This window comes from Enterobacter cloacae complex sp. P43RS, assembly GCF_014930585.1.
In the GTDB taxonomy this organism is placed as follows: Bacteria; Pseudomonadota; Gammaproteobacteria; order Enterobacterales; family Enterobacteriaceae; genus Enterobacter; species Enterobacter bugandensis.
On record NZ_JADBRJ010000013.1, the window covers coordinates 45,306 to 70,549 of the forward strand.

Below are 25,244 nucleotides of genomic sequence, written 5' to 3' on the forward strand. Positions count from 1 at the left end.
GAGGTAAGGTTGGTTTGTTTTATCCCCTCTCCCCTATGGGGAGAGGGTTAGGGTGAGGGGAGGAAGGTGCGGTCTGATGCCCTCACCCCGGCCCTCTCCCACGGGGAGAGGGAGAAAACATTACGATGGCATCGCGATGGCCTGCTTCTCTTCGAGCAGTTTGTCCACCACGCCAGGATCGGCAAGCGTTGAGGTATCGCCGAGGTTGCTTGTATCGCCTGCCGCGATTTTGCGCAGGATACGGCGCATAATCTTGCCGGAACGGGTTTTCGGCAGCGAGTCTGTCCAGTGCAGTACGTCCGGCGTGGCAAGCGGGCCAATCTCTTTACGTACCCAGTTGCGCACCTCGGTATACAGCTCCGGCGACGGCTCTTCACCGTGGTTCAGGGTGACGTAGGCGTAGATCGCCTGGCCCTTGATGTTGTGAGGAATGCCGACCACCGCCGCTTCGGCAATCTTCGGATGCGACACCAGCGCGGACTCAATCTCTGCCGTACCCAGACGGTGGCCGGAAACGTTCAGCACGTCGTCCACGCGTCCGGTGATCCAGTAATAACCGTCTTCATCCCGGCGTGCGCCGTCGCCGCTGAAGTACATGTTTTTAAAGGTCGAGAAGTAGGTCTGCTCGAAGCGCTCGTGATCGCCAAACAGCGTGCGCGCCTGGCCCGGCCAGGAGTCTGTGATCACCAGGTTACCCTCGGTGGCGCCTTCCTGCGGATTACCTTCGTTATCCACCAGCGCAGGCTGCACGCCGAAGAACGGACGGGTTGCCGAGCCGGCCTTCAGCTGCGTGGCACCCGGCATTGGGGTGATCATGAAGCCGCCGGTTTCGGTCTGCCACCAGGTGTCCATCACCGGGCACTTCTCGTTACCGATTTTCTTCCAGTACCACTCCCAGGCTTCCGGGTTGATGGGCTCGCCCACGGAGCCGAGGATGCGCAATGAGGAGCGGTCAGTGCCCTCGATGGCCTTATCGCCTTCCGCCATTAACGCGCGGATCGCCGTTGGCGCGGTGTAAAGAATGTTGACCTGGTGCTTATCGACCACCTGACACATGCGCGCCGGGGTCGGCCAGTTCGGTACGCCCTCAAACATCAGCGTCGTTGCGCCGCAGGCCAGCGGGCCGTACAGCAGGTAGCTGTGTCCGGTGACCCAGCCCACGTCGGCGGTACACCAGTAGATGTCGCCCGGATGGTAGTCGAAGACGTATTTGAAGGTGGTGGCCGCATACACCAGATAGCCGCCGGTGGTGTGCAGTACGCCTTTCGGTTTACCGGTTGAGCCGGAGGTGTAAAGAATAAACAGCGGATCTTCCGCATTCATCTCTTCCGGCTGATGCTGGTCGCTCGCTTTTTCAATCAGGTCGCTCCACCACAGGTCACGCCCCTCGTGCCAGTCGATCTTGCCGCCGGTACGCTTGAGGACAATGACGTTATTGATGGATTTGACGTTCGGGTTTTTCAGCGCTTCATCGACGTTTTTCTTCAGCGGAATACCGCGCCCGGCGCGTACGCCCTCGTCGGCGGTGATCACCAGCTTCGAGTTCGAGTCAACGATGCGCCCGGCAACCGCTTCAGGGGAGAAGCCGCCGAAGATGACGGAGTGGATCGCGCCGATACGCGCGCAGGCGAGCATAGCTACTGCCGCTTCCGGCACCATCGGCATGTAGATCGCCACCACGTCGCCTTTTTTAATCCCCTGGTCCAGCAGCACGTTAGCGAAGCGGCAGACGTCGCGGTGCAGCTCTTTATAAGAGATATGTTTGCTCTGAGAGGCATCGTCGCCTTCCCAGATAATGGCCGTTTCGTTGCCGCGTTCGGCAAGATGGCGGTCCAGGCAGTTCGCCGCCAGGTTCAGCGTGCCGTCTTGATACCATTTAATGGAGACGTTGCCTGGCGCGAAAGAGGTATTCTTCACCTTCTGATAAGGTTTGATCCAGTCAAGGATGTGACCCTGCTCGCCCCAGAAGGCGTCCGGGTTGGTAACAGATTGCTGATATTTCTCGTGGTACTGCTCCGGGGTGATCAGGCAACGGTCCGCAATGTTTGCGGGAATGTCGTGTTTGTGTATTTGGCTCATGGCTTTTTTTCTCCTTGTAAGATGTTAATAATATGTCGCAAAAACGTTAATAGTAGGGGGCTTTACAAGCTTTGTTTAGTATTTGGGCGACAGATCACGCATTGTTTGAACAGGTTGAAAATTGAGCGAATGAAACTTTGAAGGGAAATAATTCACGATGCCGATTATTCACAATTCTTTATAAAAAAGCGTTTTTATAACAAAAGGTTATTTATCAGAATTATGACAAACTCGCGTCATAACCGCTTTTGATAGTGAAATGCGTCGTTCTTTAAGGCTTGCGCAACAGGTCGTGCAAATGATACTCATACGCCGCGTTAAAAAATCCCATAAACCAACGCAACACAATTCATACCCTTTCAGTATGTCTCCATATTCATGCAGTTTTGCTGGTGCGGAGATTTCATTGAGGAAGTCAGTTTCTATGAAAAATTTGAAAGTCAGCCTGGCCTGGCAGATCCTGCTGGCCCTTGTGCTGGGCATCTTGCTGGGCAGTTATCTTCATTATCATAGCGACAGCCGCGAGTGGCTGATTGCGAACCTGCTCTCTCCGGCAGGCGATATTTTTATTCATCTGATTAAGATGATTGTGGTGCCCATTGTGATCTCGACGCTGGTGGTCGGTATCGCGGGCGTCGGCGATGCGAAGCAGTTAGGTCGCATTGGCGCGAAAACTATTCTCTATTTCGAAGTGATCACCACGGTTGCGATTATCCTCGGCATAACGCTGGCGAACGTATTTCAGCCAGGCTCCGGGATCGATATGTCACAGCTGGCGACGGTGGATATTTCGAAATACCAAAGCACCACCGCTGACGTGCAGAGCCATTCCCACGGTCTGATGGGGACTATCCTGTCGCTGGTGCCGACCAACATCATTGCTTCCATGGCGAAAGGCGAGATGCTGCCGATCATCTTCTTCTCGGTGCTGTTTGGTCTGGGGCTCTCCTCCCTGCCGGCAACGCACCGTGAGCCGCTGGTGACCGTGTTCCGCTCTATCTCCGAAACCATGTTCAAAGTGACCCACATGGTGATGCGCTACGCGCCGGTTGGGGTGTTCGCGCTTATCGCCGTGACCGTGGCGAACTTTGGTTTTGCCTCCCTGTGGCCGCTGGCGAAGCTGGTGATCCTGGTGCACTTCGCCATTCTGTTCTTCGCGCTGGTGGTGCTGGGGATTGTGGCGCGCCTGTGCGGGCTGAGTATCTGGATCCTGATCCGCATCCTGAAGGATGAACTGATTCTGGCGTACTCCACCGCAAGCTCTGAGAGCGTGCTGCCGCGCATTATTGAGAAGATGGAAGCGTACGGTGCGCCAGCGTCGATAACGAGCTTCGTGGTGCCGACCGGCTACTCCTTTAACCTGGATGGCTCGACGTTGTACCAGAGTATTGCGGCGATCTTTATCGCGCAGCTGTACGGCATTGACCTGTCGCTGTGGCAGGAGATCGTACTGGTTCTGACGCTGATGGTGACCTCAAAGGGCATCGCAGGCGTGCCGGGCGTCTCCTTCGTGGTGCTGCTGGCGACGCTGGGCAGCGTGGGTATACCGCTGGAAGGCCTGGCGTTCATCGCCGGTGTGGACCGTATCCTCGATATGGCGCGTACGGCGCTGAACGTGGTGGGTAACGCGCTAGCGGTGCTGGTTATCGCCAAGTGGGAACACAAATTCGACCGTAAAAAAGCGCTGGCGTATGAACGCGAAGTGCTGGGTCGTTTTGATAAGACGGCTGACCAGTAACATCCTAAGCCCGGTGGCGCTGCGCTTACCGGGCCTACGGGTTTTGTAGGCCGGGTAAGGCGAAGCCGCCACCCGGCACGTTATTCTCCGCTCAACGCATCAAACTCCTCACACCCCGTATCAAACCCTTCGGTACAGCTCAGGTTTAGCCAGTAGAGCGCTTTCTGCTTATTCGGCGTAATAAAGCCTTTCTCACCCTGCTGGAACAGCATTCCTGCCCAGTATTCCGCATAGCCCGTACGTGACAGGGACGAGCTGCGCTTAAACCATGACGCCGCCTGTACGTCATCCTGCGGCACCTCTACGCCGTTGGCATAAATCAGCCCCAGCAGCAGTTGCGCATCGACCGCCGAGTCGTTGTCGATATCTTCGGCCGCCGTTTGCAGGAGCTTGATGGCCTGAGGATAGTCGGTTTTACCCGCCTGCGTGTTCACCATAATACGCGCCAGCATAATCGTGCCGCGCTTGCTGCCGGCGATGGTGGCCTGCTGCGCCAGCGCTTTAGCCTGAGCGTAATCCCCCTGCGTAAAGAGGATCTGCGAGAGTAACCCCATGGCGTCGACATCACCGCCTTTCGCGGCTTTCTCGGCCCACAGCGCTGCCTGCTTTCTGTCACCGGAGCTGAAGTAGGTATCGGCGAGATAATACTGGGCGCGGGCATCGCCGGCTTCCGCCTGCTTCTGATACTGGCTGCCTATCTCATCCGCGCGGGCGAACGACGTAAAAAATAACAACAACAGAAAAATGGCTTTCATGGATTCTTATCATCTGGGTACACGCCGCGCAGTATAATCGCGGTAGCAAAAGAAAAAAATGGGTGCATTAAGACCTCAACATCCTACAAGCCGGGCGAAACCGTGGTTTCGCCCGTAGAGGTTAGCCTGCCACGCAGGCTAATTTCGCCGCCACCTCCTGATGTTCACTCTTTATTGAAAACTCGCACAGTCTACCGCGAGTAATAAAGGTAAATATCACTATCGTCAGGCAGATAATAAAGACGATGCCTAACGCAGTTTTTAATGGCGTCATGCCTTTTACTCCTTGTCAAAAAAAGAAGAAGAGGCTACTCTCAACCTGTTGGTAGTTGAGGGGTAGCCTCGGGTGAATGAAAATTTCCCGGGGCTTTCCACTTTCTGTCCCTCAACAATGCTCAAGACAGAAAGTCTTAAGCACCCGCCGCACATCTTATCCTTCTGAATTAAAATGCAAAGATGTAATTCTGTTCTGCGCGAATTACATTATTTTGCGAGTCGCTTTCCAGAATAATAATTTATATTTTTAATGTTTTAAGCGGAAATAAAAAGGGAGTGAATAACTCACTCCCTTTATTCAACGATTAATTAACGGCTTCAACCCATTGCGCTTTCACGCAGCCGTGCTTTCAGCTTGTTATATTCGTCGATCACATACTGTTCCGCCGCGTGCTGATCCGCAATCGGCTCAACGTTGACGGCGCAGTATTTATACTCCGGCGTTTTGGTTATCGGGCTGAGGTTCTCCGTCACCAGCTCGTTACAGGCACCAATCCACCACTGGTAGGTCATATAGACAGCCCCTTTGTTTGGACGGTCGCTGACCTGCGCGCGGGTAATGATGCGGCCTTTGCGCGAATTCACCCACACCAGCGCTTCATCCTCAATGCCGAGGCGCTCCGCATCGGCGGTGTTGATCTGCGCGTAGCCCGGTTCGTCCGCCAGCGCCGCCAGCGCGGCGCAGTTGCCGGTCATTGAACGGCAGGAGTAGTGACCTACTTCACGCACGGTCGAGAGCACCATCGGGTACTCCTCGGTGAGTTTATCGATCGGCGCAACCCAGTCGCAGGTGAAGAACTGCGCCAGCCCGTTCGGGGTGTCAAATTTCTCTTTAAAGAGATACGACGTCCCCTGGTCGGCCTCCGACACGTCCCGGCACGGCCACTGGATGTAGCCCAGCTCACCCATTTTTTCATAGGTTGCCCCATAAAAGTCCGGGCACAGATGCCGCAGCTCGTCCCAAATCTCCTGGGTGTTGTTGTAGTGCATCGGGTAGCCCATGCGGGTGGCGATTTCGCTGATGATCTGCCAGTCCGTTTTCAAATCCCACTTCGGCTCGACCGCCTTAAAGAAGCGCTGGAAGCCGCGGTCCGCCGCCGTATAGACGCCTTCATGCTCGCCCCAGGAGGTCGATGGGAGAATCACATCCGCCGCCGCCGCGGTTTTGGTCATGAAGATATCCTGGACAATCACCAGCTCCAGATCCTCAAAGCCTTTGCGCACCGCAGACAGCTCGGCGTCGGTCTGGAGCGGATCTTCACCCATGATGTAGGCCGCCCGCACTTCACCGTGCGCCGCGCGGTGCGGCAGCTCGCTGATGCGATAGCCGGTATGTGCCGGCAGGCTCTCCACGCCCCAGGCCTTCGCGAACTTCTCGCGGTTTTCCGGGTACTTCACGTACTGGTAGCCCGGATACGTGTCCGGCAGCGCGCCCATGTCGCAGGCACCCTGGACATTATTCTGGCCGCGAACCGGGTTAACGCCGACGTGCGCTTTGCCCAGATTCCCGGTTAGCATCGCGAGGCTGGTCAGGGAGCGCACGGTTTCCACGCCCTGGTAGAACTGGGTCACGCCCATGCCCCACAGGATGGCGGCGGTTTTCGCTCCGGCATACATCCGTGCCGCCTGGCGGATCTCCTGCGCGCTCACGCCGGTTATCGCCTCTACCGACTCCGGCGTGTAGCCTTCGACAATTTTCCGGTACTCTTCAAACCCTTCCGTACGCGTGGCGACAAACGCCTGGTCGTACAGGTTTTCCTCGATAATGACGTGCCCCATCGCATTCAAAAGCGCGATATTCGAGCCGTTTTTCAGCGCAATGTGCATATCCGCAATGCGCGCGGTTTCGATTTTGCGCGGATCGCAGACGATAATTTTCGCCCCGTTCTGTTTAGCGCGAATCACGTGGTTCGCGACGATAGGGTGAGAATCCGCTGGGTTATAACCGAAGATAAACACCAGATCGGTGTTATCTATCTCATTGATAGCATTACTCATTGCGCCGTTACCGACCGACTGGTGCAGACCTGCAACCGATGGGCCGTGTCAGACGCGAGCGCAGCAGTCGACGTTATTGGTACCAATAACGGCGCGCGCGAATTTTTGCATCACGTAGTTGGTTTCATTCCCGGTCCCGCGTGAGGAGCCGGTGGTCTGAATGGCATCCGGGCCATACTTGGCCTTAATGGCACTCAGGCGCGTGGCGACGTAATCCAGCGCCTCGTTCCAGGAGACGGCTTCCAGCTTGCCGCCGCGCTCGCGGCGGATCATAGGGTTTTTCAGGCGCGGGGTGAGGATTTGTGTATCGTTAATAAAATCCCAGCCGTAATACCCCTTCAGGCACAGCGTGCCCTGGTTGGTTTTCCCCTGCGCGGCCTCCGCCCGGACGATTTTGCCGTTATCGACCACCAGGTGGATCTTGCAACCTGAGGCACAATAAGGGCAAACCGTGACGACTTTTTTCATCAGTCTGCTCCAGTTAATCAAATCTTTCGCACCGACTAATGCAGCTTCTATGCCATGTTTTTAGTGGGGTTACTCACCGGCTTTACGGTGCATTCCCGACGAAATCCCTGACGAAAAGCAGACAATCGTCAAAATTGACGTGTCGAATGAGCGGCGGATGTGACATGGGTTGAATTTCCGTCACGGAAAAATTCATTTCACTGGAGCCGACGGCAGAATGGTTCAGACTTAACATAATCCCCTGACGGAAGCATATGATGAAACCGGCGATTCTGGTGGTTGATGACGATATGGCAGTGTGTGAACTGCTGCAGGATGTGCTGAGCGAGCACGTCTTTAGCGTGCTTGTCTGCCACAACGGCCAGGATGCGCTGCGGCAGGTCCAACGGGAGCCGGCTATCGCCCTTGTTCTGCTGGATATGATGCTGCCGGACATCAACGGCCTGCAGGTTTTGCTGCAGCTGCAAAAGCAGCGCCCGGCGCTACCGGTGATCATGTTAACCGGGCTGGGCAGTGAATCAGACGTGGTAGTGGGGCTGGAGATGGGGGCTGACGATTATATTGGCAAACCGTTTAATCCACGCGTGGTGGTGGCCCGCGTTAAGGCCGTGCTGCGTCGTACCGGAGCGCTGGCAGCCGAAGCGCCGATGCCACGTGCGGCGGGGATAACCTTCAACGACTGGACGCTGGACACCGCCCGCTGTGAACTGATTGATCCGCAGCGTAACGCCGTGCCACTGACTCAGGGTGAATATGGCCTGCTGCTGGCGCTCACGCAAAATGCCCGCCGGGTACTGAGCCGCGAGCAGCTGCTTGAGCTCACCCACAGCGAAAGTACCGAGGTATTCGACCGCACGATTGACGTGTTGATCATGCGCCTGCGGCGAAAAATCGAGGTCAACCCGCATCAGCCTAAGCTCATCAAAACCATGCGCGGTCTGGGCTACGTTTTTGCCGCCGATGTGTCTCATAGCGAGAAAGCGGCCTAAGTATTCTCTTTAATAAACAGCTGCAGCTCGGCCAGCGTTTTCGCGCCGTCAATCGCATTGGCCGCCAGCAGGCTTGCCCGCGCGCAGGCGTGCGCCAGATAAATACTTTCTGTCAGCGGCAGCGATTCATGGCAGCCGTATAAAAAGCCCGCGCAAAAGGCATCGCCCGCGCCGACGCTGCCGATAATCTCGTTCTGCTCCAGCTTCCAGGACGGAACCCATCGGCCTGCTTCTCCCGGTGTTTCACCCCATGCCCCTTCCGGGCAGTGGATTACCACCCGCTGACGAACGCCTGCCGCCAGCAGCTGCGCCGCGGCATCGGCGATATGGACGATGTTCAGGGCATCGTTGCCGTCGCGCATCTCCAGCCCGCTAAATTCACCGGCCTCGAGTTCATTAATCACCAGATAATCCAGATGGCGCAGGGCAGGGAGCACCAGCGGCTGGTAGCGCGGGTCGCCCTTGCGGGACACCAGGTCAAGGGAGGTTTCATACCCCTGCTCGCGCATCTGCGCCAGCAGCCGCGCGCTGCGGGTGCCAAACTCGTCATCCGGCATATCCAGGCTGTCGAGCAGCAGCAGGTAGCCGAGATGGAAGATCTTCATCGATCCATCGAGACGATCGAAGGCGGGAAGATCCAGCAGACGGTTGGCCCCCGGCGAGTGGAAAAAGGTGCGCTGCCCGCTGGGATCGGTCATCACCTGCGACATGGAGGTTGGGGCGAAGGTGGTGCGCTGCACGCGCTGGCGGTTGACGTGGTACTGGTCGAGCATCGCCAGAATGTAATCCCCGTCGCCGTCTTCCCCGATCAGCCCCACCGCCTGCAGCGGCAGGCCGGCGTGCATTTTCGCCAGCGTCAGCAGGACGTTGAGCGGCGCGCCGCCGGTTGAGCGTTCGCTGTGGGTGATTTCCGCCAGCCAGCCGCGCTCCGGCCACTGCACGATCTGGTGAACGTGATCCACCAGCATATTGCCTGCGGCGATGATGCCTTTGCGTTCCATTATGCCTGCCCCGCGCTGCCGAAGATGCGCATCTGCTCGGCGACCGTATCGGTTATCGCCTCTTCTATCCCCAGCAGCAGTTCGGCAAACTCATCGTACAGCGGCTGGCGGTTCGCCATACGCTGCTCAACGGCGGCGAGCGCGGCCTGCGACATGCCGGTGTAGAAGTTGATTTTATGAATGCCCAGCTCGATGGCGCGGCGGAAGTCTGCATCGCTAATCCCGGAGCCGCCGTGCAGCACCAGCGGCAGCCCCGTCTGCTGACGAATGGCGTCCAGGCGCGGGAAATCGAGCTTCGGTTCGCCTTTGTATTTGCCGTGCGCGTTGCCGATGGCGACCGCCAGCGCGTCGATGCCGGTCTTATCGACAAACTCCCGCGCCAGCTGCGGGTCGGTAAAGAACGCTTCATCCGCATGTCCGTACAGCGCGCCGCCTTCATCCCCGCCGACCGCGCCCAGCTCCGCCTCCACCGAGACGCCCACCGCGTGGCACATCTTCACCACTTCCCGGGTCTGGCGAATGTTCTCCTCGTAGCTCAGCGTCGAGCCGTCGAACATCACCGAGCTAAACCCCAGGCGCAGGGCGCGCACGACGGCCTCGAAATGCAGACCGTGGTCGAGATTCAGCACCACGGGAATATCGTGACGGGCGGCTTCGAACTTGACCGCTTCGACCAGCGAATCCAGGGAAACATACTTAAAGTGCACTTCAGCGATGTTGATGATAAACGGCGAGCGTTCCTGCTTTGCGGCGGCAAACAGCGCGCGCAGGAAATGGGAGTCGAGCACGTTGAACGCGCCCAGCGCGTAGCGGTGTTTCCTGGCGTGCTCAAGACCGTCGGCAAGAGAAATCAGTGGCATCATTCACTCCTTATCTCCGAAACAGGTTGTACTCGTTGCACAGCACCAGCACCGCCGGTTCGTCTTCTTCGATGTTGTTATAGCGGGCAACGGGCTGCAAAAAGTGGTTGTCGTGCTCGTCGTCATTCACCGACGACACTTCGCCCACCAGCACGTCGCCAAAGCCGCGTTCGCCCCAGAAGCTGTGATACAGGCCGGGCGTGAGACAGATGCTTTCCCCTGGTGTGAGGCGCAGCTGGCTGCCGGGAGCGTGGGTTTGCCGACAGCCGTCAATCGTGACGGTCACGTCGGTGTTTTCGGTCTCCTCATGCATCCCGGCATTCCATAACTCAATGATCAGGTTCCCGCCGCCCCGGTTAATGATGTCCTCCCGCTTGCGCCAGTGAAAATGCATCGGCGTCACCTGGCCGTCGCGCACGTGCATGATTTTTTCGGCGTAGCATTTCTCATACGGCACGCCGTTGGGGGAGCCGTTGCGCAGGGTAAACAGCGTCAGACCCTGTGCGGCGAAATTGTTGCCGCCGAAAGCGGTCACGTCCCAGCCGAGCTTGAGGTCAAACACTTCCTGCCACGCGGCCTGGTCAAGCTGCTGCCATTTTGTAGGTGGAAAGCTGGCAAACGGCGGGAGATGCACGTCGTGCATGGAAAAGAACTGCCGCGTGTGGCCGAGGATTTCGTTAATGTCGGAGCGTTTCATGGGGACTCCTTGAAAACAGTTCCCTCTCCCATGGGGAGAGGGAAAAGGATCATTTAACCGTCCACCCCTTATACGTGCCGACGTTCTTTTTATCGATCATCGTCACCGGGATCAGCACAGGCGCTTTCGGCGCAGGTTTGCCCTGCAGAATGTCATAGCCGATCTCCACCGCCTTCGCCGCCATCACCTGCGGATCCTGCGCCGGGGTCGCCACAAACAGGGAGTTTTCGCGCTTCAGCGCCTCTTCACCGTCCGGGGAACCGTCCACGCCGACGATAAAGAACTCGTTGCGCTGGGCCTGTTTCGCCGCCAGATCGGCGCCGATCGCGGTCGGATCGTTAATCGCGAATACGCCGTCGATCTTCGGATTGGCCGCCAGCAGGGAGGTCATCACTTCCAGCCCGCCTTCACGACTGCCTTTGGCATTCTGGTTGTCCGAGAGCACCTTGATGTCCGGATGTTTTTTGAATTCCGTCTGGCAGCCTTCCACGCGGTTCTGCACCGCGGAGACCGGCGGTCCGTTGATGATCACCACGTTGCCTTTGCCTTTCAGGCGGTCGGTAATGTACTTACAGGCCATTTCCCCCGCCTGGGTATTATCGGAGGTGATGGTCGCATCGGCCCCTTCCGCCGCCACGTCCACCGCCACGACCACGATCCCCGCTTCTTTGGCCCGCTTCACCGCCGGGCCGATCCCTTTGGAATCCGCAGCGTTGAGGATGATCATGTCCACCTTCGCGGCGATGAAGTTATCGATCTGCGACACCTGCTGGCCCAGATCGTAACCGCTGGAAACCAGCGTCACCTTGACGTTATCGCCAGCCAGCTTGCGCGCTTCCAGCTCGGCACCTTTGGTGATCTGCACGAAGAACGGGTTAGCCAGGTCGCCCACCGTCACGCCGATGGACTTCAGATCTTTTGCCTGCGCAAACGGCGTTGCGGCCAGCAGCGCGCCAGCACAGAGCGCGGTCACTAAGGGTTTCAAACGCATCTTGTCTTCCTCGCTTGTAGGGTATTGTTGTTATGCACTTTGATGATGTCGGGTACGGTATTTGTCGATCAGCACCGCTATGATGATCACCGCCCCTTTGATCACCAGCTGCCAGAAGTAGGAGACGCCCATCAGCGTCATGCCGTTGTTGAGGGTGGCGATGATCAGCGCCCCCACCAGCGTGCCGGTGATCGTGCCGATCCCACCGACGAAGCTGGTGCCGCCGAGGATCACCGCCGCAATCGCATCCAACTCGTAACCCGTGCCGAGGTTGCCGTTGGCGCTGTAGAGGCGCGAGGCGCTCATCACCCCGCCGAGGCCGGAGAGCAGGCCGCTCATGCCGTAGACAAACAGCAGCACCAGCCAGACTTTGATGCCGGTTAAGCGCGCCGCCTGCATGTTGCCGCCGACCGCGTAGATATGAACGCCGAGCGTGGTGCGGCGCAGGATGAACCAGCAGATAGCGATGACCGCCAGGGCAATGACGACGAGCCACGGAATCGGGCCGAGATAGTTATTGCCGATCCACTCGAAGCTGATGTTGGAGTTAATCATCGTGGTACCGTCCGCCAGCAGATACGCCGCGCCGCGCAGCGCCGTATAGGTGCCGAGCGTGACGATAAACGGCGGCAGCCCGGCGAAGGCCACCAGCGCGCCGTTGAACAGCCCCAGCACCATGCCGAGCATCAGCGCCGCCGGAATGGAGAGCATCGCAAATTCAGGAATAAGCGAGACCACCATCGCCGCCACCGCCGTGGTGCCGAGAATCGAGCCCACGGAGAGGTCAATCCCGCCGGTCAGAATGATGAAGGTCATCCCCGCCGCCAGCACGATGTTGATCGACGCCTGACGGGTAATGTTGAGCAGGTTACTTTCGGTAAAGAAGTTCGGGGCGATAAAGCCAAACACCGCCACAATCAGGATTAAAATCGGCAAAATGCCGACCGTTTGCATCAGATCGCTCATCAGCATTTTTTTGGCGGAGGCGGATTTCGCCACCTGCTGCGGATGGGTTGGAGTTGTCATGATTGCACCGCCTGATGATGTGTGTCGTTCACGCCGGTTGCCAGCGTCATAATATTTTCCTGAGAGATGTCGCGCCCGTGCAGTTCACCCGCAATGCTGCCTTCCCGCATTACGTACACCCGGTCGCTCATGCCTACCACTTCCGGCAGCTCGCTGGAGATCATCAGAATCGCCACCCCCTTGCGCGCCATCTGGTTCATGATGCGGTAGATCTCGCTTTTGGCACCGACGTCCACCCCGCGCGTGGGTTCGTCGAGAATCAGAATGCGCGGGCCAATCGCCACCCAGCGGGAGATCAGCAGCTTTTGCTGGTTGCCGCCGGAGAGCCCGCCCGCGCGCACCTGAGAATGGGGCACGCGGATGTTAAGCAGGGCGATAGCGTCATCGGAAATTGACTGGGCTTTTTTGCGGTTAAGCATGCCGAAGGTGGCGTCGCGCTCCAGCGTCGCCATGGTGATGTTCTCCTGCGCCGCCAGCTCCAGAAACAGACCCTGTTCCTTGCGGTTCTCGGTGAGAAAACCAATCCCGTTTTCAATGGCCGCGCGCGGGGAGTGGATCACCACCGGCTCGCCGTCCACCTCAATCATCCCGCCGGTGGCCTTGCGCACGCCGAAAATCAACTGCGCCAGCTCGGAGCGTCCGGCCCCGACCAGCCCCGCCAGCCCGACAATTTCACCGGAGCGCACCTGCAGGCTGCATGGCTGCACTTTTTTACCGTCGGTGAGGTGGTGCACGTTGAGACGCGGGCTGCCGAGAGGGATATCGCGCTCTTTGTTGAACAGGTCGCTTAGCGGGCGGCCCACCATCATCTTCACCAGTTCAGACGCGTTCAGCTTGTCGCGCGTCAGGCTGCCGACGTACTGCCCGTCGCGCAGAACGCTCACGCGGTCAGAGAGTTCATAGACCTCCGCCATGCGGTGGCTGATATAGATAATCGCCATGCCTTCATCACGCAGGCGCAAAATCAGTTCGAACAGGCGGTGGGTTTCGCGGGAGGAGAGGGCGGCGGTGGGTTCGTCCATCACCAGGATGCGGCTGTTGCGGTGCAGCGCGCGGGCGATTTCCACCTGCTGCTGCTCGGCGATGGTCAGCTTCATCACCAGGTCGGTGGCGCTGAACTGCGCGCCGAGACGGTCAATCACCGCCTGCGCCTGGGCGGCCATCTCCTTGCGCTGCACCAGCCCGCCGCGCGACAACTCGCTGCCGAGGAAGATATTTTCCGCGACGGTCAGATTGGGGGCGAGCTGCATCTCCTGGTAAATCAGGGTAATGCCTGCGGCCAGCGCGTCCTTCGGCCCTTTGATGTGAAACGGCTGGCCGTCGATCAGGATCTCGCCGCCGGTGGCGGTATAGGCCCCCGCGAGGATCTTCATCAGCGTGCTTTTTCCCGCGCCGTTTTCCCCCATCAGCGCGTGGATCTCACCGGGAAAGACCGTCAAATCGACGCCCTTGAGCGCGTGGAAATTGCCAAAGGTTTTGGCAATGTGGCGCATCTCTAAAACCGGGGTTCTGCTCATGGCGGATCTCCTGTGAATGTCGATATCTGCACTTCATCACAGGTGCGTAAATGCAAAATGTCAGAAGCTGTTCATATTTGTCATAGTTATGAATAGCGAATGTGGATCACAGTTACGGAGTCAACATGCCTTCACGCCCCCCGTTCTTCTCCAGCGCCCGCGGTCGCCTGCTGATATTTAACCTGCTGGTGGTCGCCGTCACGCTGATGGTGAGCGGCGTGGCGGTGCTCGGCTTTCGTCATGCCAGCCAGATTCAGGAGCAGGTCCAACAGCAAACGCTGGACGACATGACCGGGAGCATGAACCTCGCGCGCGACACGGCCAACGTGGCAACGGCGGCGGTGCGGCTTTCGCAGGTGGTAGGGGCGCTGGAGTACAAAGGCGAGGCCGAGCGGCTGAAGCAGATGCAAACGGCGCTGCGCCGCTCGCTGGAACAGCTGGCGGATGCCCCGCTGGCGCAGCAGGAGCCGGCGCTGGTGGCGCGGATTATTCGCAGAAGCAATGAATTACAGCAAAGCGTAACGGGGATGCTGGAGCGCGGGCAAAAGCGGCATCTTGAGCGTAACGCTTTGCTGAGCTCGCTCTATCAAAGCCAGAGCTATTTACGCCATCTTCAGGACATCAACCGCCGCTTCGGCAGCAACGTGCCGGACGCGCGGCAGCTGATGGAGATGGATCGGCTGATCGCGGCCGCGATTGATACACCTTCGCCGCGTGCTACCGTTCAGCAGCTGGACGCCGTGACCGCCACGCTGCCCCGAAGCGCCATACAGCCGGTCGTGGAGGGCGTTCTGCCCGATTTTAACGCCGAGCTGCGCAAGCTTGCCCCGCTGTCGAAGCAGTTGGAGGAGAGCGATCTGTCCATCAGCTGGTATATGTTCCACATTAAGGCGCTGGTGGCGATCCTTAATAGCGATATTAATCAGTACGTTGAACAGGTGGCGCAGGCTTCCCGGCTTCGCACGGCCCAGAGCCATCACGAGTTGCAATCCATTAGCGTGTTTATCAGCATCTTCGCCGTGCTGGCGCTGATCATCACCGGCTGCGCCTGCTGGTATATCTACCGCAATCTGGGCTCCAACCTGACGGCCATCTCCCGGGCGATGTCGCGACTTGCCCACGGTGAACAGGATGTTTCTGTTCCTGCGCTGCAGCGGCGCGACGAGCTGGGCGAGCTGGCGCGCGCGTTTAACGTTTTTGCCCGCAACACCGCCTCGCTTGAGCACACCACGCGTCTGCTGAAAGAGAAAACCACGCAGATGGAGATCGACCGCATCGAGCGTCAGGAGCTGGAAGAGGCGCTGCTGCACAGCCAGAAGATGAAGGCCGTCGGACAGCTGACCGGCGGGCTGGCGCATGATTTTAACAACCTGCTGGCGGTGATCATCGGCAGCCTTGAGCTGACAGACCCCGAATCAAACGACGCGCCGCGCATTACCCGTGCGCTGAAGGCAGCCGAACGCGGCGCGCTGCTGACCCAGCGCCTGCTGGCGTTTTCCCGCAAACAGTCCCTGACGCCGCATGCAGTAGAGATGCTGCCCCTGCTGGAAAACCTACGGGAACTGATGCGCCACTCGCTGCCCGCCACGCTTACCCTGGAGATTGAAGCGCAAACCCCGGCATGGCCCGCGTGGATTGACGTCAGCCAGCTGGAAAACGCCATTATCAACCTGGTGATGAACGCCCGGGATGCGATGGAAGGCCAGAGCGGGGCGATCAAAATTCGCACCTGGAACCAGCGCGTGACCCGCAGCGACGGACGCAGGCAGGATATGGTAGCGCTGGAGGTCATCGATCGCGGCAGCGGGATGTCGCAGGAGGTGAAATCCCGGGTTTTTGAACCGTTCTTCACCACCAAGCAGACCGGAAGCGGAAGCGGGCTGGGCCTGTCGATGGTGTACGGTTTTGTGCGTCAGTCCGGGGGGCGGGTAGAGATCGAAAGCGCGCCGGGACAAGGAACGACCGTGCGGCTCCACCTCCCGCGCTCGACGCTGCCCGCCGTTTCGGAGGATGAAGCGCTGGCTGCCACAACGTCCGTGGATCACGAGCGGCTTGTACTGGTGCTGGAAGATGAGGCGGACGTTCGCCAGACCCTGTGCGAACAGCTGCATCAGCTTGGCTACCTGACGCTCGAAGCGGACAGCGGCGAGCAGGCCCTGAACATGCTGGCGGCGTCGTCGGATATTGGCATGTTCATCAGCGACCTGATGTTGCCGGGAAGCCTGAGCGGAGCCGAGGTGATTAACCATGTGCGCAGCCATTATCCGCAGCTTCCGGTGCTGCTGATCAGCGGGCAGGATTTGCGCCCGGCGCATAACCCGCAGCTGCCGGACGTTCCGTTACTGCGTAAGCCGTTTACCCGCCAGCAGCTGGCGCAGGTGCTGCGGAAGGTGATGGTAATTTGAGATTCCTCCGCTACCCCGGTTCCCAGCCATTCATTACCGTAAGGCCAGTTCCCCTGCGAGTCTGGCCTTATGAAACGTTACTCTACCGTCCTGTTATTTGGTCTGCTGACTTTAACCAGCCAACTGGCGCATGCCGATGTGATTGATGACGCCATTGGCAACATTCAGCAGGCGATCAACGATGCCTACAACCCCAGCAGCAGCCGTAATGACGATGATGACGATCGTTACGACCGCAGCCGTCAAATCGACAGCCGACAGTACGACGACCGTCGTCGGCAGCTCGAAGACAGACGCCGCCGTTTAGACGAGCGTCAGCGTCAGCTGGACGACGACAGGCGTCGGTTAGAAGAAGATGAGCGTCGGTTAGAGGATGATTACGATCGAGGCTAAGCGCGGCCTGTTGCCCTCACTCCAACCCTCTCCCACGGGAGAGGGAGAAAACCTAATCCAGCACCAGTACCATGCCGTCATATCCCGCTTCAATGCCGTCTGGCAGCGGGTTATCCATCATCCATGCGTCAAACTGATGGCTAATGTGCGTCAGGATCACCTGCGGACAGCCGATCACCTCGTTCAGGGCAATCACCGTATTTAAATCACTGTGGTTGCGCGGCGTCTCCGGACGCGGTTCATGGCTGCAGTCGATGATTATCGCCTGTGGCTGATTGTTGAGCAGAAACGTCACCGTTTTATCCGGCAGCCCGGCGGTATCAGAAAGCCACGCCACGCGGCTATGGGCCGATTCCAGCAGATACCCGAAGGTCAGTTTTGAATGGTTTAGCGGCAGCGGCGTGACCCGCAGCCCCTGCAGCTCAAACATCACGAACGGCTCGACCGTGTGGCTGAAATCCAGAATGCCGGGGTGTTTAAACAGGTCGTCACAGCCCGCTTCATCCGGCGGACCGTAGACGGGGATGGTTGCGCCCACGCCCCAGCGCAGGGGGAACAGCCCCTGGACGTGATCCATATGATAGTGCGTGAGCAAAAACTGCTGGAAGCTGCCCGCCGGCCAGTCATCCATCAGGTGCGGAATGCCCGCATCCAGCAGGGTGACTGCATCGTTGAATTTGACCACCGCGCTACAGGGGCGACGGCGATAGTTGTCCTGCAAACGCGCCCTGCGACACGCCGCGCAGTCGCAGCCAAAGACCGGGACCAGCTGGGCGCTTCCGGTTCCCGTTAACGTGATGGTCAGACTCATAACGCACCTCTACAGCGGTTTGGTGAATCGAAAATGGCTCTGCGTATATCCCTCACGAACGTAAAAGCGGTGGGCGTCCGTGCGCTTCACGCTGGTGGAGAGCTCCGTTAGCTCGGCGCCGGCCTCTCGTGCCACCCCTTCCGCCCAGGCCAGCAGCTGGCTGCCCACCTTTAATCCGCGCGCCTGCGGCATCACCACCAGCTCCTGGATCTCGCCGATCCAGCGGGCATGGTGCAGGTGAAACTGCATGTGCAGGCCGATCATGCCGACGACCTGTCCGTCCAGCTCGGCAAGCTGGTAGCGCATGTTGTGATCCTGAAGGTTGGCCAGAAATCCGGCGTGAAACGCCTGGTGATCGAACTCTGCCTGCTTCAGTTCACAGATCAGGGCGTAAACAATTTGCGCATCGTCGGCAGTGGCGGGGCGAAGCTGGCAGTCAGGCATGCTGTCTCTCCTTCTGGCGAATAAGCGATAAAAAGGTCTCGACTGACTGTAGCAAACTTCCGTCGTTATTGAGGACGTGACAGCCCGACGGGGTGTAGCGCGCCGCACGTTCCAGCCGCTGGTCGATCTCACGCGCATTTTCGCGTCCCCGGCTTTGCAGGCGGCTGCGCAGAATATCCGGAGAAACCTGCAAACAGACCGGCAGCAGCGCCGCTTCGTACCGGGCTTTGGCCTGCGGCAGATGCGCGCGCGAGCCGTTAACCAGCACGTCGAAGCCCGCGTGCAGCCAGAGGTCGATCTCGATGCCGACGCCGTAATAAAAGCCGTTCGCGTGCCAGCTCAGCGCCAGCAGATTTTGCCCGGCGCGGGTAAAAAACTCCTGCTCGCTCAGGGCGATATGGTTTTCACTGCCAGCGTTCGCCGCGCGGGTAATGTAGCGGTGCGCCACCAGCAGCTGTGAATGTTCCCGCTGGCGTAACGCCGACAGCAGGCTGTCCTTCCCGGAGCCGGACGGGCCCATTAACCAGATGAGTCTTCCCATCAGAACACCCTTTTTCCCTGACGCCAGACGTGGTCGATATGAACGTGCTCGCCCTTACGGTGCGCCAGCACCAGGTCTGCCCGTTTGCCTTCGGCAATCTCACCACGGTCGTGAAGGTTGAGCGCGCTGGCCGGGTTTTTCGTCACCAGTCGAATCGCCTGCGGCAGCGTAAAGCGGTTGTCCTCGTCGTCTGCAACGCGGAAGGCCGCGTCCAGCAGGCTGGCGGGGTAGTAGTCAGACGAGAGGATATCCAGCAGGCCGAGGGAAGCGAGTTTGCTTGCCGCCACGTTGCCGGAGTGCGATCCGCCGCGCACGATGTTCGGCGCGCCCATCAGCACGTTCATGCCGTGTTTGCGCGATGCCTCTGCCGCCTCGAACGTGGTGGGAAATTCGGCGATCACGCTGCCAAGCTGGTGGGATTCGCGTACGTGATCGTGAGTGGCATCGTCATGGCTGGCCAGCGCAATGTTGCGGTCCCGACACATCGCGGCAATGGAGAGACGGTTCGGCTGCGACCATTGTGCCGCAAGCGCCAGCTGCTCTTCTTCGTAACGGGCCATCTCCGCGTCGTTGAGCGAGTATTTGCCCTGATAGTATTCACGGTACTTTTCAATGTTGGCGAACTGGCGCTGCCCCGGGGAGTGATCCATCAGCGAAACCAGCGAGACCGGCTCGCGCCCGACCAGCTTTTCAAACAGCGGCAGGGTGGTGTGATGCGGCAGCTCGCAGCGCAGGTGCAGGCGGTGTTCGGCGCGGTTGAGGCCGCGCTTTTGCGTCTCCTCCACTGCGTTGATCATCTTTTCCAGATTTTCCAGACGATCGCCGCCGTCGCGCACGTCGCCGATCGCCACCGCGTCCAGCACCGTGGTGATGCCGCTGGCGACCATCAGCGCGTCGTGGCTGCTCATTGCCGAATGGGCGGGCCAGTCCACCTTCGGGCGCGGGGTGAAGAATTTATCCAGATTATCGGTGTGCAGCTCAATCAGCCCCGGCAGCAGCCAGCCGCCTTCACCGTCCATCGCCTCCGGGGAGCGGCTCTGGGTTTCGGCAAACGCGCGGATGACGCCGTCCCGGACCTCAATCGAGCCGTTCACGACCTCATTTTCCAGCACCAGCCTGACATTATTGATAATCATGCGTTTGTCCCCATCGGGTGCAGCCTGTCCGCCACGCGATTGCGGACGGCGTCGTCGTGGAAGATCCCGACGATCGCCGCCCCGCGCGCTTTGGCCTGTTCGATCAGCGCTATCACCGCTGCGCTGTTTTTAGCGTCGAGCGAGGCGGTGGGTTCATCCAGCAGTAAAATCGGATAGTCGACGATAAACCCGCGCGCGATATTCACGCGCTGCTGCTCGCCGCCGGAAAAGGTCGACGGGGCGAGGTGCCACAGGCGCTCCGGCACGTTGAGGCGCGTCAGCAGGCTGGCGGCCCTGGCGGCGCAGGTTTCGCGCGGCACGCCGAGATCCAGCAGGGGCTGCATCACCACGTCCAGGGCGGAGATCCGCGGGATCACCCGCAGGAACTGGCTAACCCAGCCGATCGTTGAGCGGCGTACTTCCAGCACCTTGCGCGCCGGGGCCTGAACCAGATCGACCCACTCTTCGTTATGGCGAATATGGATGTGGCCTTCGTCCGGTAAATAGTTGGCGTACAGGGAGCGCAGCAGGGTCGATTTACCACTGCCGGAGTGGCCGTGCAGCACCACGCATTCACCCTGACTCACCTCTAACGAGGCATTTTGCAGCACCGGCAGGCGCACGCCATTTTGCTGGTGGAGCACAAAGGTCTTACTGACATTTTCAACGTGGATCATGTTGGCCTCTTAATTCTGTAATACCGAGGACACCAGCAGCTGGGTGTATGGATGATGCGGGTCGTCGAGCACGCGGTCGGTCAGCCCACTTTCCACCACCTGACCCTGCTTCATCACCAGCAGGCGGTCCGCCAGCAGGCGCGCAACGCCCAGATCGTGGGTGACAATCACCACCGCCAGGTTCAGCTCCACCACCAGGCCGCGCAGCAGGTCGAGCAGGCGGGCCTGCACGGAGACGTCCAGCCCGCCGGTGGGTTCATCCATAAATACCAGCTTTGGATGGGTGACCAGATTGCGGGCAATTTGCAAACGCTGCTGCATACCGCCGGAAAAGGTGGTTGGCAGGTCGTCAATGCGCGAGGCGGGGATCTCCACCTCCTCCAGCCAGTGCTGTGCTGTGGCGCGGATGTTGCCGTAGTGGCGCGCGCCGGTGGCCATCAGCCGTTCGCCGATATTGCCTCCCGCCGACACCTGACGGCGCAGGCCGTCCATCGGATGCTGATGCACCACGCCCCACTCGGTGCGCAGCAGGCGACGGCGCTCGGCCTCGCTTATGTCGTAGAGGGAGCGTCCCTGATACAGGATCTCGCCGTGTTGCGGCGTCAGACGCGCGGAGATGGACTTCAGCAGGGTGGTTTTGCCGGAGCCGGACTCGCCGACAATGCCCAGCACTTCGCCCGGCCACAGCTCGAACGACACGTCGCTGAAGCCTTTTCCCGGCGCATAAAGGTGGGTCAGGTTATTAACCGAAAGCAGCGGTTTCATTGGCCGTTCGCCTCGCTCTGTTGGCGGCAGTAATCGGTGTCGGAGCAGACAAACATCCGTTTGCCCGTATCGTCCAGCACCACTTCATCGAGATAGCTGTGTTTGGATCCGCAGATGGCGCACGGCTCGTCCCACTCCTGCACCGTAAACGGGTGATCGTCGAAATCCAGGCTTTCGACACGCGTATACGGCGGTACGGCGTAGATGCGTTTTTCACGTCCGGCACCAAAGAGCTGCAGGGCAGGCATCATGTCCATCTTCGGATTGTCGAATTTTGGGATCGGCGACGGGTCCATGACGTAGCGCCCGTTGACCTTCACCGGGTAGGCGTAGGTGGTGGCGATATGGCCGAAGCGGGCGATGTCTTCATACAGTTTGACCTGCATGATCCCGTACTCTTCCAGCGCGTGCATGGTGCGGGTCTCGGTTTCGCGCGGCTCGATAAAGCGCAGCGGCTCCGGGATCGGCACCTGGAAAATCAGAATCTGATCTTCCGTCAGCGGAGTCTCCGGAATGCGGTGGCGGGTCTGGATCAGCGTCGCGTCTTCGGTTTTTTCGGTGGTGTTGACGCCCGTCACGCGCTTAAAGAAGTTGCGGATCGACACGGCGTTGGTGGTATCGTCCGCGCCCTGGTCGATAACCTTCAGCACGTCCGCTTCGCCAATCACGCTGGCGGTGATCTGAATGCCGCCCGTGCCCCAGCCGTACGGCATCGGCATTTCACGGCCACCAAACGGCACCTGATAGCCCGGAATAGCCACCGCTTTTAAAATGGCGCGGCGGATCATGCGTTTAGTTTGCTCATCCAGATAGGCAAAGTTGTAGCCGCTTAAGTTAGCCATTGGCGCGCTCCCGTTGCAGGCGTTTCAGCAGTTCCAGTTCGGCCTGGAAATCGACGTAGTGCGGCAGCTTGAGGTGCGAGACAAAGCCTGCGGCCTCGACGTTGTCCGCGTGGGCCAGCACGAACTCTTCGTCCTGCGCCGGGCCGGCAATGTGCTCGCCGTAGTCCGGCGCCTGCAGGGCGCGGTCAACCAGCGCCATCGCCATCGCCTTGCGCTCGCCGAGGCCAAACACCAGCCCGTAGCCGCGGGTAAAATGCGGGTCTTCATTCTCTGGCGCGACGAAACCGTTGACCATTTCGCACTCGGTCATCAGCAGTTCGCCGACGTTCACCGCAAAACCCAGCTCTTCCGGCACGATTTCGACGTCGAGATAGCCGCTGCGGATCTCTGCCGCGAACGGGTGGTTGCGCCCGTAGCCGCGCTGTGTGGAGTAGGCCAGCGCCAGCAGATACCCTTCGTCGCCGCGCATCAGCTGTTGCAGGCGGGACGAGCGTGAGCACGGGTAGACCGGCGGCGTGCGGGTGACGTCGTCCGGCGTGGCGCCAGTGTCTTCTTCCGCTTTCGCCAGCCCCTGGTTTGCCAGCAGGCTGAAGACGTGCGGAGACGGTTCCTGTTCGACGTCTGAAGTGCTGAGCGTTGGGGCTTCGCCGTTCGCCAGCAGAGTGAAGTCCAGCAGACGATGGGTGTAGTCGTAAGTCGGGCCAAGCAGCTGGCCGCCGGGAATGTCTTTATAAACGGCAGAGATTCGGCGCTCCAGGCGCATTTCCGCCGTGTTCACCGGCTCGCTGACTGCCAGACGGGGAACGGTGGTGCGCCAGGCGCGCAGCAGGAAGATGGCTTCCACGTTATCGCCGCTGGCCTGCTTCAGCGCCAGCGCTGCAAGCTCGCGGTCAGCAACGCCGCCCTCGGTCATCACGCGGTCAACCGCGAGGTTAAGCTGTTGCTCAATCTGGGCGACGCTCAGCTCGGGAAGCTGTTCATCGCCCCGGCGTCTGTGCTCCTGTAAGGCATGAGCGGCGGCGATCGCCTTTTCGCCTCCTTTGACGGCTACGTACATCAGCACACCTCCACGTGGGTAGTCCGCGGGATTGCCAGCAGGCGCTCGCCGCAGGTCAGGATCAGGTCAATGCCGAGCGGGAACGGGTGCGGACGCTCGGTCAGCTCATGGATGATGCACTCCGGCAGCTGGGGCGCGACCATCCGCTCGTCGGCGATGCCTGCGCCCGTCAGGCGAAGCATGCGGCCACCGCTCAGGCTGGAGACCTGCAAAATCAGCGTGGCGCTGGTTTCCGGTGCGACGGCGCTGCCTTCGCTCAGGGCGTTAAGCTGTTCATGGCTGATCTGTTCGTCGGCCACGGCAAAGACCGCCTGCTGGGGCTGTTCGACCAGCGGCGCGCTGGTGTGAAAGCGCAGGTTCTGGCTGGCGATATCGTTCAGCAATGCGCCTGACAGCCATACCGGGGTGTCGTTGTCCGCCAGCGTCAGCAGCACGCTGGTGGAGGCGAGGTTCAGCGGCAGCCAGCCCTGCGAGAGCTGGTGCAGGGAGACAATCACCCCCGGCTCGCTCATGGCCTTCAGCAGGCGACGGAAACTCTGTTGGGCATCCTGGACGGCCAGGGTAAAAGCAGGTTGAAGCGTCATGCGTTGTCTCCGCGAACGAGCGTAAAGAAGTCGACCCGGCTGGTGTTCACTTCGGCCTGACGCGCGGCAAGGCGTGCGGCGCGGTCGGCTTCCAGCGGGGCAATAAGGGTTTCCATTAACGTCTGGAAATGCGGGTGTTCCTGTAAAAGCGCGTCGATCACCGCGCAGCGCTCGGCGTGCGTTTTGTCTCGCCCAAGTACGTAGCTATAACCCAGCGTGCCGCTGTTAAGGCGGATAGCCGCGCGGGTGAGGGTGGCATCGCCGGCGAAGAAGCGCTCGCCGGTGCCGCCCATGCGTGCCTGGATCTGCACCAGGCCGATCTCCGGCGCGCGGATCGTGTCGTAGTCAGGCGTCAGGCCGAGTGCGTTCATGCGGGCGGCCAGCGCAGCAGGCTGGCTATGGGCCAGCACGCGCATCCAGCGCTGTCGGGTGGAGGTGTCGAAGTGCATTCAGTGCTCCATGGTGAATTCAATCATGTCGGCGCGGGTCAGGCTGACGGAGTATTCCGTCGCGTTGATCTCGCCGTCACGGTGGTTGAGGGTGCGCACGCAGAGCAGCGGAGCCATATTGGGGATCTCCAGCACCTTGCTCTCTTTCGCCTGTGCACGGCGGGCGCTGATGCGCGTCTGGGTGCGTTTGAGCGCGATACCCGTCGCGTCCTGAAGGAAATCATGCAGGGAACCGCTGGCGAAATGTTGCAGCACGGGCCAGAGGGCCAGGTCCGCGAAGTAGTGGTCAATCTGGCAGACCGCCACGCCGTTGACCCGGCGCAACGTACGCAGGTGTACGACGTTGTCACCCTCCTGAATCCCGAGCGCGTCCGCCACGTGATGGGAGGCCGGGCGCAGGACCGAGAGCAGCTTTTCGCTGGTTGGATGGCTACCCTGATCAAGCAGATTCTGGCTAAAACGCGCCTGGGCGTTGAGCGGGTAGTCAAACGGGCGCATCAGCACCAGCACGCCGACGCCCTGACGGCGTTGGACCCAGCCGCGCTCCACCAGCTGGTCAATGGCGCGGCGCAGGGTGTGGCGGTTCACTTCGTAGCGGTCGGCAAGCTGCTGCTCGGCGGGCAGGTAGTCACCGCAACGGTAATGCGTGCGCAGCTCCACTTCGAGCCTGGCCGCAATCTCTTGCCAGCGGGTAGGGTAACTGGTCGGATGTCTGGATAAGTGCATACCAATCAAAGCCTCGCTA

At 59.7% G+C, this 25,244-nt stretch carries 25 protein-coding genes; 4 read left to right on the forward strand and 21 right to left on the reverse strand.

The features are described from left to right. Positions 1–120: 120 nt before the first annotated feature. Positions 121–2,079 (reverse strand): acetate--CoA ligase, encoded by a 1,959-nt coding sequence (gene acs, locus IM294_RS19665; RefSeq protein WP_126818758.1) that lies wholly within the window; start codon positions 2,077–2,079, stop codon positions 121–123. A gap of 424 nt (positions 2,080–2,503) precedes the next feature. On the opposite strand from acs, the gene gltP reads away from it, so the two are divergent. Beyond that, entirely contained in the window at positions 2,504–3,817 is a 1,314-nt protein-coding gene (gltP, locus tag IM294_RS19670) for a glutamate/aspartate:proton symporter GltP (protein WP_028015187.1), read from the forward strand. Positions 3,818–3,897: 80 nt separating this feature from the next. On the opposite strand, the gene IM294_RS19675 is transcribed toward gltP, so the two are convergent. The 3 genes from IM294_RS19675 to fdhF all read right to left on the reverse strand — a co-directional run bounded on the left by IM294_RS19675 (position 3,898) and on the right by fdhF (position 7,314). Beyond that, positions 3,898–4,572, reverse strand: a complete 675-nt coding sequence (locus IM294_RS19675; protein WP_045261055.1) for a tetratricopeptide repeat protein — start codon at positions 4,570–4,572, stop codon at positions 3,898–3,900. 121 nt (positions 4,573–4,693) lie between these two features. After that, a complete protein-coding gene (locus IM294_RS19680; protein ID WP_028015189.1) occupies positions 4,694–4,846 on the reverse strand; it encodes a Hok/Gef family protein in 153 nt (50 codons plus the stop codon). A 320-nt stretch (positions 4,847–5,166) separates the two neighbouring features. Beyond that, positions 5,167–7,314 (reverse strand): formate dehydrogenase subunit alpha, encoded by a 2,148-nt coding sequence (fdhF, locus tag IM294_RS19685; RefSeq protein WP_126818759.1) that lies wholly within the window; start codon positions 7,312–7,314, stop codon positions 5,167–5,169. A 257-nt stretch (positions 7,315–7,571) separates the two neighbouring features. Here fdhF and IM294_RS19690 point away from each other — a divergent pair, with 257 nt between their 5' ends. Further along, complete coding sequence (locus tag IM294_RS19690) at positions 7,572–8,303, forward strand: response regulator (protein WP_126818767.1); 732 nt, start codon at positions 7,572–7,574, stop codon at positions 8,301–8,303. Here the strand turns inward: IM294_RS19690 and IM294_RS19695 are convergent. Genes IM294_RS19695 through IM294_RS19720 form a run of 6 tightly spaced genes read right to left on the reverse strand, consistent with a single transcriptional unit; the run spans position 8,300 to position 14,395 of the window. Beyond that, positions 8,300–9,307, reverse strand: a complete 1,008-nt coding sequence (locus tag IM294_RS19695; protein WP_126818760.1) for a carbohydrate kinase family protein — start codon at positions 9,305–9,307, stop codon at positions 8,300–8,302. The two genes, IM294_RS19690 and IM294_RS19695, sit on opposite strands and share 4 nt — an antisense overlap. Further along, positions 9,304–10,164, reverse strand: coding sequence for a ketose 1,6-bisphosphate aldolase (locus IM294_RS19700; protein WP_028015195.1), 861 nt, complete (start codon positions 10,162–10,164; stop codon positions 9,304–9,306). The genes IM294_RS19695 and IM294_RS19700 overlap by 4 nt, the downstream gene beginning before the upstream one ends. 10 nt (positions 10,165–10,174) lie before the next feature. Then, positions 10,175–10,861 (reverse strand): D-lyxose/D-mannose family sugar isomerase, encoded by a 687-nt coding sequence (locus IM294_RS19705; protein WP_088204512.1) that lies wholly within the window; start codon positions 10,859–10,861, stop codon positions 10,175–10,177. A 49-nt stretch (positions 10,862–10,910) separates the two neighbouring features. Further along, positions 10,911–11,852, reverse strand: coding sequence for an ABC transporter substrate-binding protein (locus IM294_RS19710; RefSeq protein ID WP_045261060.1), 942 nt, complete (start codon positions 11,850–11,852; stop codon positions 10,911–10,913). Positions 11,853–11,882: 30 nt separating this feature from the next. Then, positions 11,883–12,878: a ribose ABC transporter permease gene (locus IM294_RS19715; RefSeq protein ID WP_193360383.1), complete on the reverse strand. Its 996-nt coding sequence runs from the start codon at positions 12,876–12,878 to the stop codon at positions 11,883–11,885. Then, positions 12,875–14,395, reverse strand: a complete 1,521-nt coding sequence (locus IM294_RS19720) for a sugar ABC transporter ATP-binding protein (RefSeq protein ID WP_028015199.1) — start codon at positions 14,393–14,395, stop codon at positions 12,875–12,877. Before IM294_RS19720 ends, IM294_RS19715 begins: the two co-directional genes overlap by 4 nt. 125 nt (positions 14,396–14,520) lie before the next feature. Here IM294_RS19720 and IM294_RS19725 point away from each other — a divergent pair, with 125 nt between their 5' ends. After that, positions 14,521–16,800, forward strand: coding sequence for an ATP-binding protein (locus IM294_RS19725; RefSeq protein WP_126818761.1), 2,280 nt, complete (start codon positions 14,521–14,523; stop codon positions 16,798–16,800). Between the two features lie 69 nt (positions 16,801–16,869). Then, positions 16,870–17,193 (forward strand): DDRRRQL repeat protein YjdP, encoded by a 324-nt coding sequence (gene yjdP / locus IM294_RS19730; RefSeq protein WP_028015201.1) that lies wholly within the window; start codon positions 16,870–16,872, stop codon positions 17,191–17,193. Between the two features lie 52 nt (positions 17,194–17,245). Here the strand turns inward: yjdP and phnP are convergent, their stop codons facing one another. From phnP to phnF, 11 genes are read right to left on the reverse strand one after another with little or no spacing between them, the layout of a single operon-like run. Beyond that, positions 17,246–18,004: a phosphonate metabolism protein PhnP gene (phnP, locus tag IM294_RS19735; RefSeq protein WP_063943993.1), complete on the reverse strand. Its 759-nt coding sequence runs from the start codon at positions 18,002–18,004 to the stop codon at positions 17,246–17,248. 9 nt (positions 18,005–18,013) lie between these two features. Next, entirely contained in the window at positions 18,014–18,448 is a 435-nt protein-coding gene (gene phnO, locus IM294_RS19740) for an aminoalkylphosphonate N-acetyltransferase (RefSeq protein ID WP_048958901.1), read from the reverse strand. Beyond that, complete coding sequence (gene phnN, locus IM294_RS19745) at positions 18,441–18,992, reverse strand: ribose 1,5-bisphosphokinase (protein ID WP_028015204.1); 552 nt, start codon at positions 18,990–18,992, stop codon at positions 18,441–18,443. Before phnN ends, phnO begins: the two co-directional genes overlap by 8 nt. Beyond that, positions 18,989–20,125: an alpha-D-ribose 1-methylphosphonate 5-triphosphate diphosphatase gene (gene phnM, locus IM294_RS19750; RefSeq protein ID WP_059357324.1), complete on the reverse strand. Its 1,137-nt coding sequence runs from the start codon at positions 20,123–20,125 to the stop codon at positions 18,989–18,991. The genes phnN and phnM overlap by 4 nt, the downstream gene beginning before the upstream one ends. Then, positions 20,122–20,802 (reverse strand): phosphonate C-P lyase system protein PhnL, encoded by a 681-nt coding sequence (phnL, locus tag IM294_RS19755; RefSeq protein ID WP_047366876.1) that lies wholly within the window; start codon positions 20,800–20,802, stop codon positions 20,122–20,124. The genes phnM and phnL overlap by 4 nt, the downstream gene beginning before the upstream one ends. A gap of 9 nt (positions 20,803–20,811) precedes the next feature. Continuing rightward, positions 20,812–21,567 carry a phosphonate C-P lyase system protein PhnK gene (gene phnK, locus IM294_RS19760; protein WP_045261067.1) on the reverse strand — a complete coding sequence of 252 codons (756 nt, stop codon included), beginning with the start codon at positions 21,565–21,567 and terminating at the stop codon, positions 20,812–20,814. Continuing rightward, a complete protein-coding gene (gene phnJ, locus IM294_RS19765; protein WP_041911512.1) occupies positions 21,564–22,409 on the reverse strand; it encodes an alpha-D-ribose 1-methylphosphonate 5-phosphate C-P-lyase PhnJ in 846 nt (281 codons plus the stop codon). The genes phnK and phnJ overlap by 4 nt, the downstream gene beginning before the upstream one ends. Further along, positions 22,402–23,466: a carbon-phosphorus lyase complex subunit PhnI gene (locus IM294_RS19770; RefSeq protein ID WP_028015209.1), complete on the reverse strand. Its 1,065-nt coding sequence runs from the start codon at positions 23,464–23,466 to the stop codon at positions 22,402–22,404. The genes phnJ and IM294_RS19770 overlap by 8 nt, the downstream gene beginning before the upstream one ends. Continuing rightward, complete coding sequence (phnH, locus tag IM294_RS19775; protein WP_028015210.1) at positions 23,466–24,050, reverse strand: phosphonate C-P lyase system protein PhnH; 585 nt, start codon at positions 24,048–24,050, stop codon at positions 23,466–23,468. Before phnH ends, IM294_RS19770 begins: the two co-directional genes overlap by 1 nt. Further along, positions 24,047–24,499 (reverse strand): phosphonate C-P lyase system protein PhnG, encoded by a 453-nt coding sequence (gene phnG, locus IM294_RS19780; protein WP_028015211.1) that lies wholly within the window; start codon positions 24,497–24,499, stop codon positions 24,047–24,049. Before phnG ends, phnH begins: the two co-directional genes overlap by 4 nt. Then, positions 24,500–25,225, reverse strand: coding sequence for a phosphonate metabolism transcriptional regulator PhnF (gene phnF / locus IM294_RS19785; protein ID WP_048958895.1), 726 nt, complete (start codon positions 25,223–25,225; stop codon positions 24,500–24,502). It abuts the gene before it with no gap. Between the last annotated feature and the right edge of the window lie 19 nt (positions 25,226–25,244).

What these genes read in the sequence shown, in the direction of transcription:
- acs (WP_126818758.1), bottom strand. Translation starts at nt 2,079, where the DNA reads ATGAGCCAAATACACAAACACGACATTCCCGCAAACATTGCGGACCGT.
- gltP (WP_028015187.1), top strand. Translation starts at nt 2,504, where the DNA reads ATGAAAAATTTGAAAGTCAGCCTGGCCTGGCAGATCCTGCTGGCCCTT.
- IM294_RS19675 (WP_045261055.1), bottom strand. Translation starts at nt 4,572, where the DNA reads ATGAAAGCCATTTTTCTGTTGTTGTTATTTTTTACGTCGTTCGCCCGC.
- IM294_RS19680 (WP_028015189.1), bottom strand. Translation starts at nt 4,846, where the DNA reads ATGACGCCATTAAAAACTGCGTTAGGCATCGTCTTTATTATCTGCCTG.
- IM294_RS19690 (WP_126818767.1), top strand. Translation starts at nt 7,572, where the DNA reads ATGAAACCGGCGATTCTGGTGGTTGATGACGATATGGCAGTGTGTGAA.
- IM294_RS19700 (WP_028015195.1), bottom strand. Translation starts at nt 10,164, where the DNA reads ATGCCACTGATTTCTCTTGCCGACGGTCTTGAGCACGCCAGGAAACAC.
- IM294_RS19705 (WP_088204512.1), bottom strand. Translation starts at nt 10,861, where the DNA reads ATGAAACGCTCCGACATTAACGAAATCCTCGGCCACACGCGGCAGTTC.
- IM294_RS19710 (WP_045261060.1), bottom strand. Translation starts at nt 11,852, where the DNA reads ATGCGTTTGAAACCCTTAGTGACCGCGCTCTGTGCTGGCGCGCTGCTG.
- IM294_RS19715 (WP_193360383.1), bottom strand. Translation starts at nt 12,878, where the DNA reads ATGACAACTCCAACCCATCCGCAGCAGGTGGCGAAATCCGCCTCCGCC.
- IM294_RS19720 (WP_028015199.1), bottom strand. Translation starts at nt 14,395, where the DNA reads ATGAGCAGAACCCCGGTTTTAGAGATGCGCCACATTGCCAAAACCTTT.
- IM294_RS19725 (WP_126818761.1), top strand. Translation starts at nt 14,521, where the DNA reads ATGCCTTCACGCCCCCCGTTCTTCTCCAGCGCCCGCGGTCGCCTGCTG.
- yjdP (WP_028015201.1), top strand. Translation starts at nt 16,870, where the DNA reads ATGAAACGTTACTCTACCGTCCTGTTATTTGGTCTGCTGACTTTAACC.
- phnP (WP_063943993.1), bottom strand. Translation starts at nt 18,004, where the DNA reads ATGAGTCTGACCATCACGTTAACGGGAACCGGAAGCGCCCAGCTGGTC.
- phnO (WP_048958901.1), bottom strand. Translation starts at nt 18,448, where the DNA reads ATGCCTGACTGCCAGCTTCGCCCCGCCACTGCCGACGATGCGCAAATT.
- phnM (WP_059357324.1), bottom strand. Translation starts at nt 20,125, where the DNA reads ATGATTATCAATAATGTCAGGCTGGTGCTGGAAAATGAGGTCGTGAAC.
- phnL (WP_047366876.1), bottom strand. Translation starts at nt 20,802, where the DNA reads ATGATCCACGTTGAAAATGTCAGTAAGACCTTTGTGCTCCACCAGCAA.
- phnK (WP_045261067.1), bottom strand. Translation starts at nt 21,567, where the DNA reads ATGAAACCGCTGCTTTCGGTTAATAACCTGACCCACCTTTATGCGCCG.
- phnJ (WP_041911512.1), bottom strand. Translation starts at nt 22,409, where the DNA reads ATGGCTAACTTAAGCGGCTACAACTTTGCCTATCTGGATGAGCAAACT.
- IM294_RS19770 (WP_028015209.1), bottom strand. Translation starts at nt 23,466, where the DNA reads ATGTACGTAGCCGTCAAAGGAGGCGAAAAGGCGATCGCCGCCGCTCAT.
- phnH (WP_028015210.1), bottom strand. Translation starts at nt 24,050, where the DNA reads ATGACGCTTCAACCTGCTTTTACCCTGGCCGTCCAGGATGCCCAACAG.
- phnG (WP_028015211.1), bottom strand. Translation starts at nt 24,499, where the DNA reads ATGCACTTCGACACCTCCACCCGACAGCGCTGGATGCGCGTGCTGGCC.
- phnF (WP_048958895.1), bottom strand. Translation starts at nt 25,225, where the DNA reads ATGCACTTATCCAGACATCCGACCAGTTACCCTACCCGCTGGCAAGAG.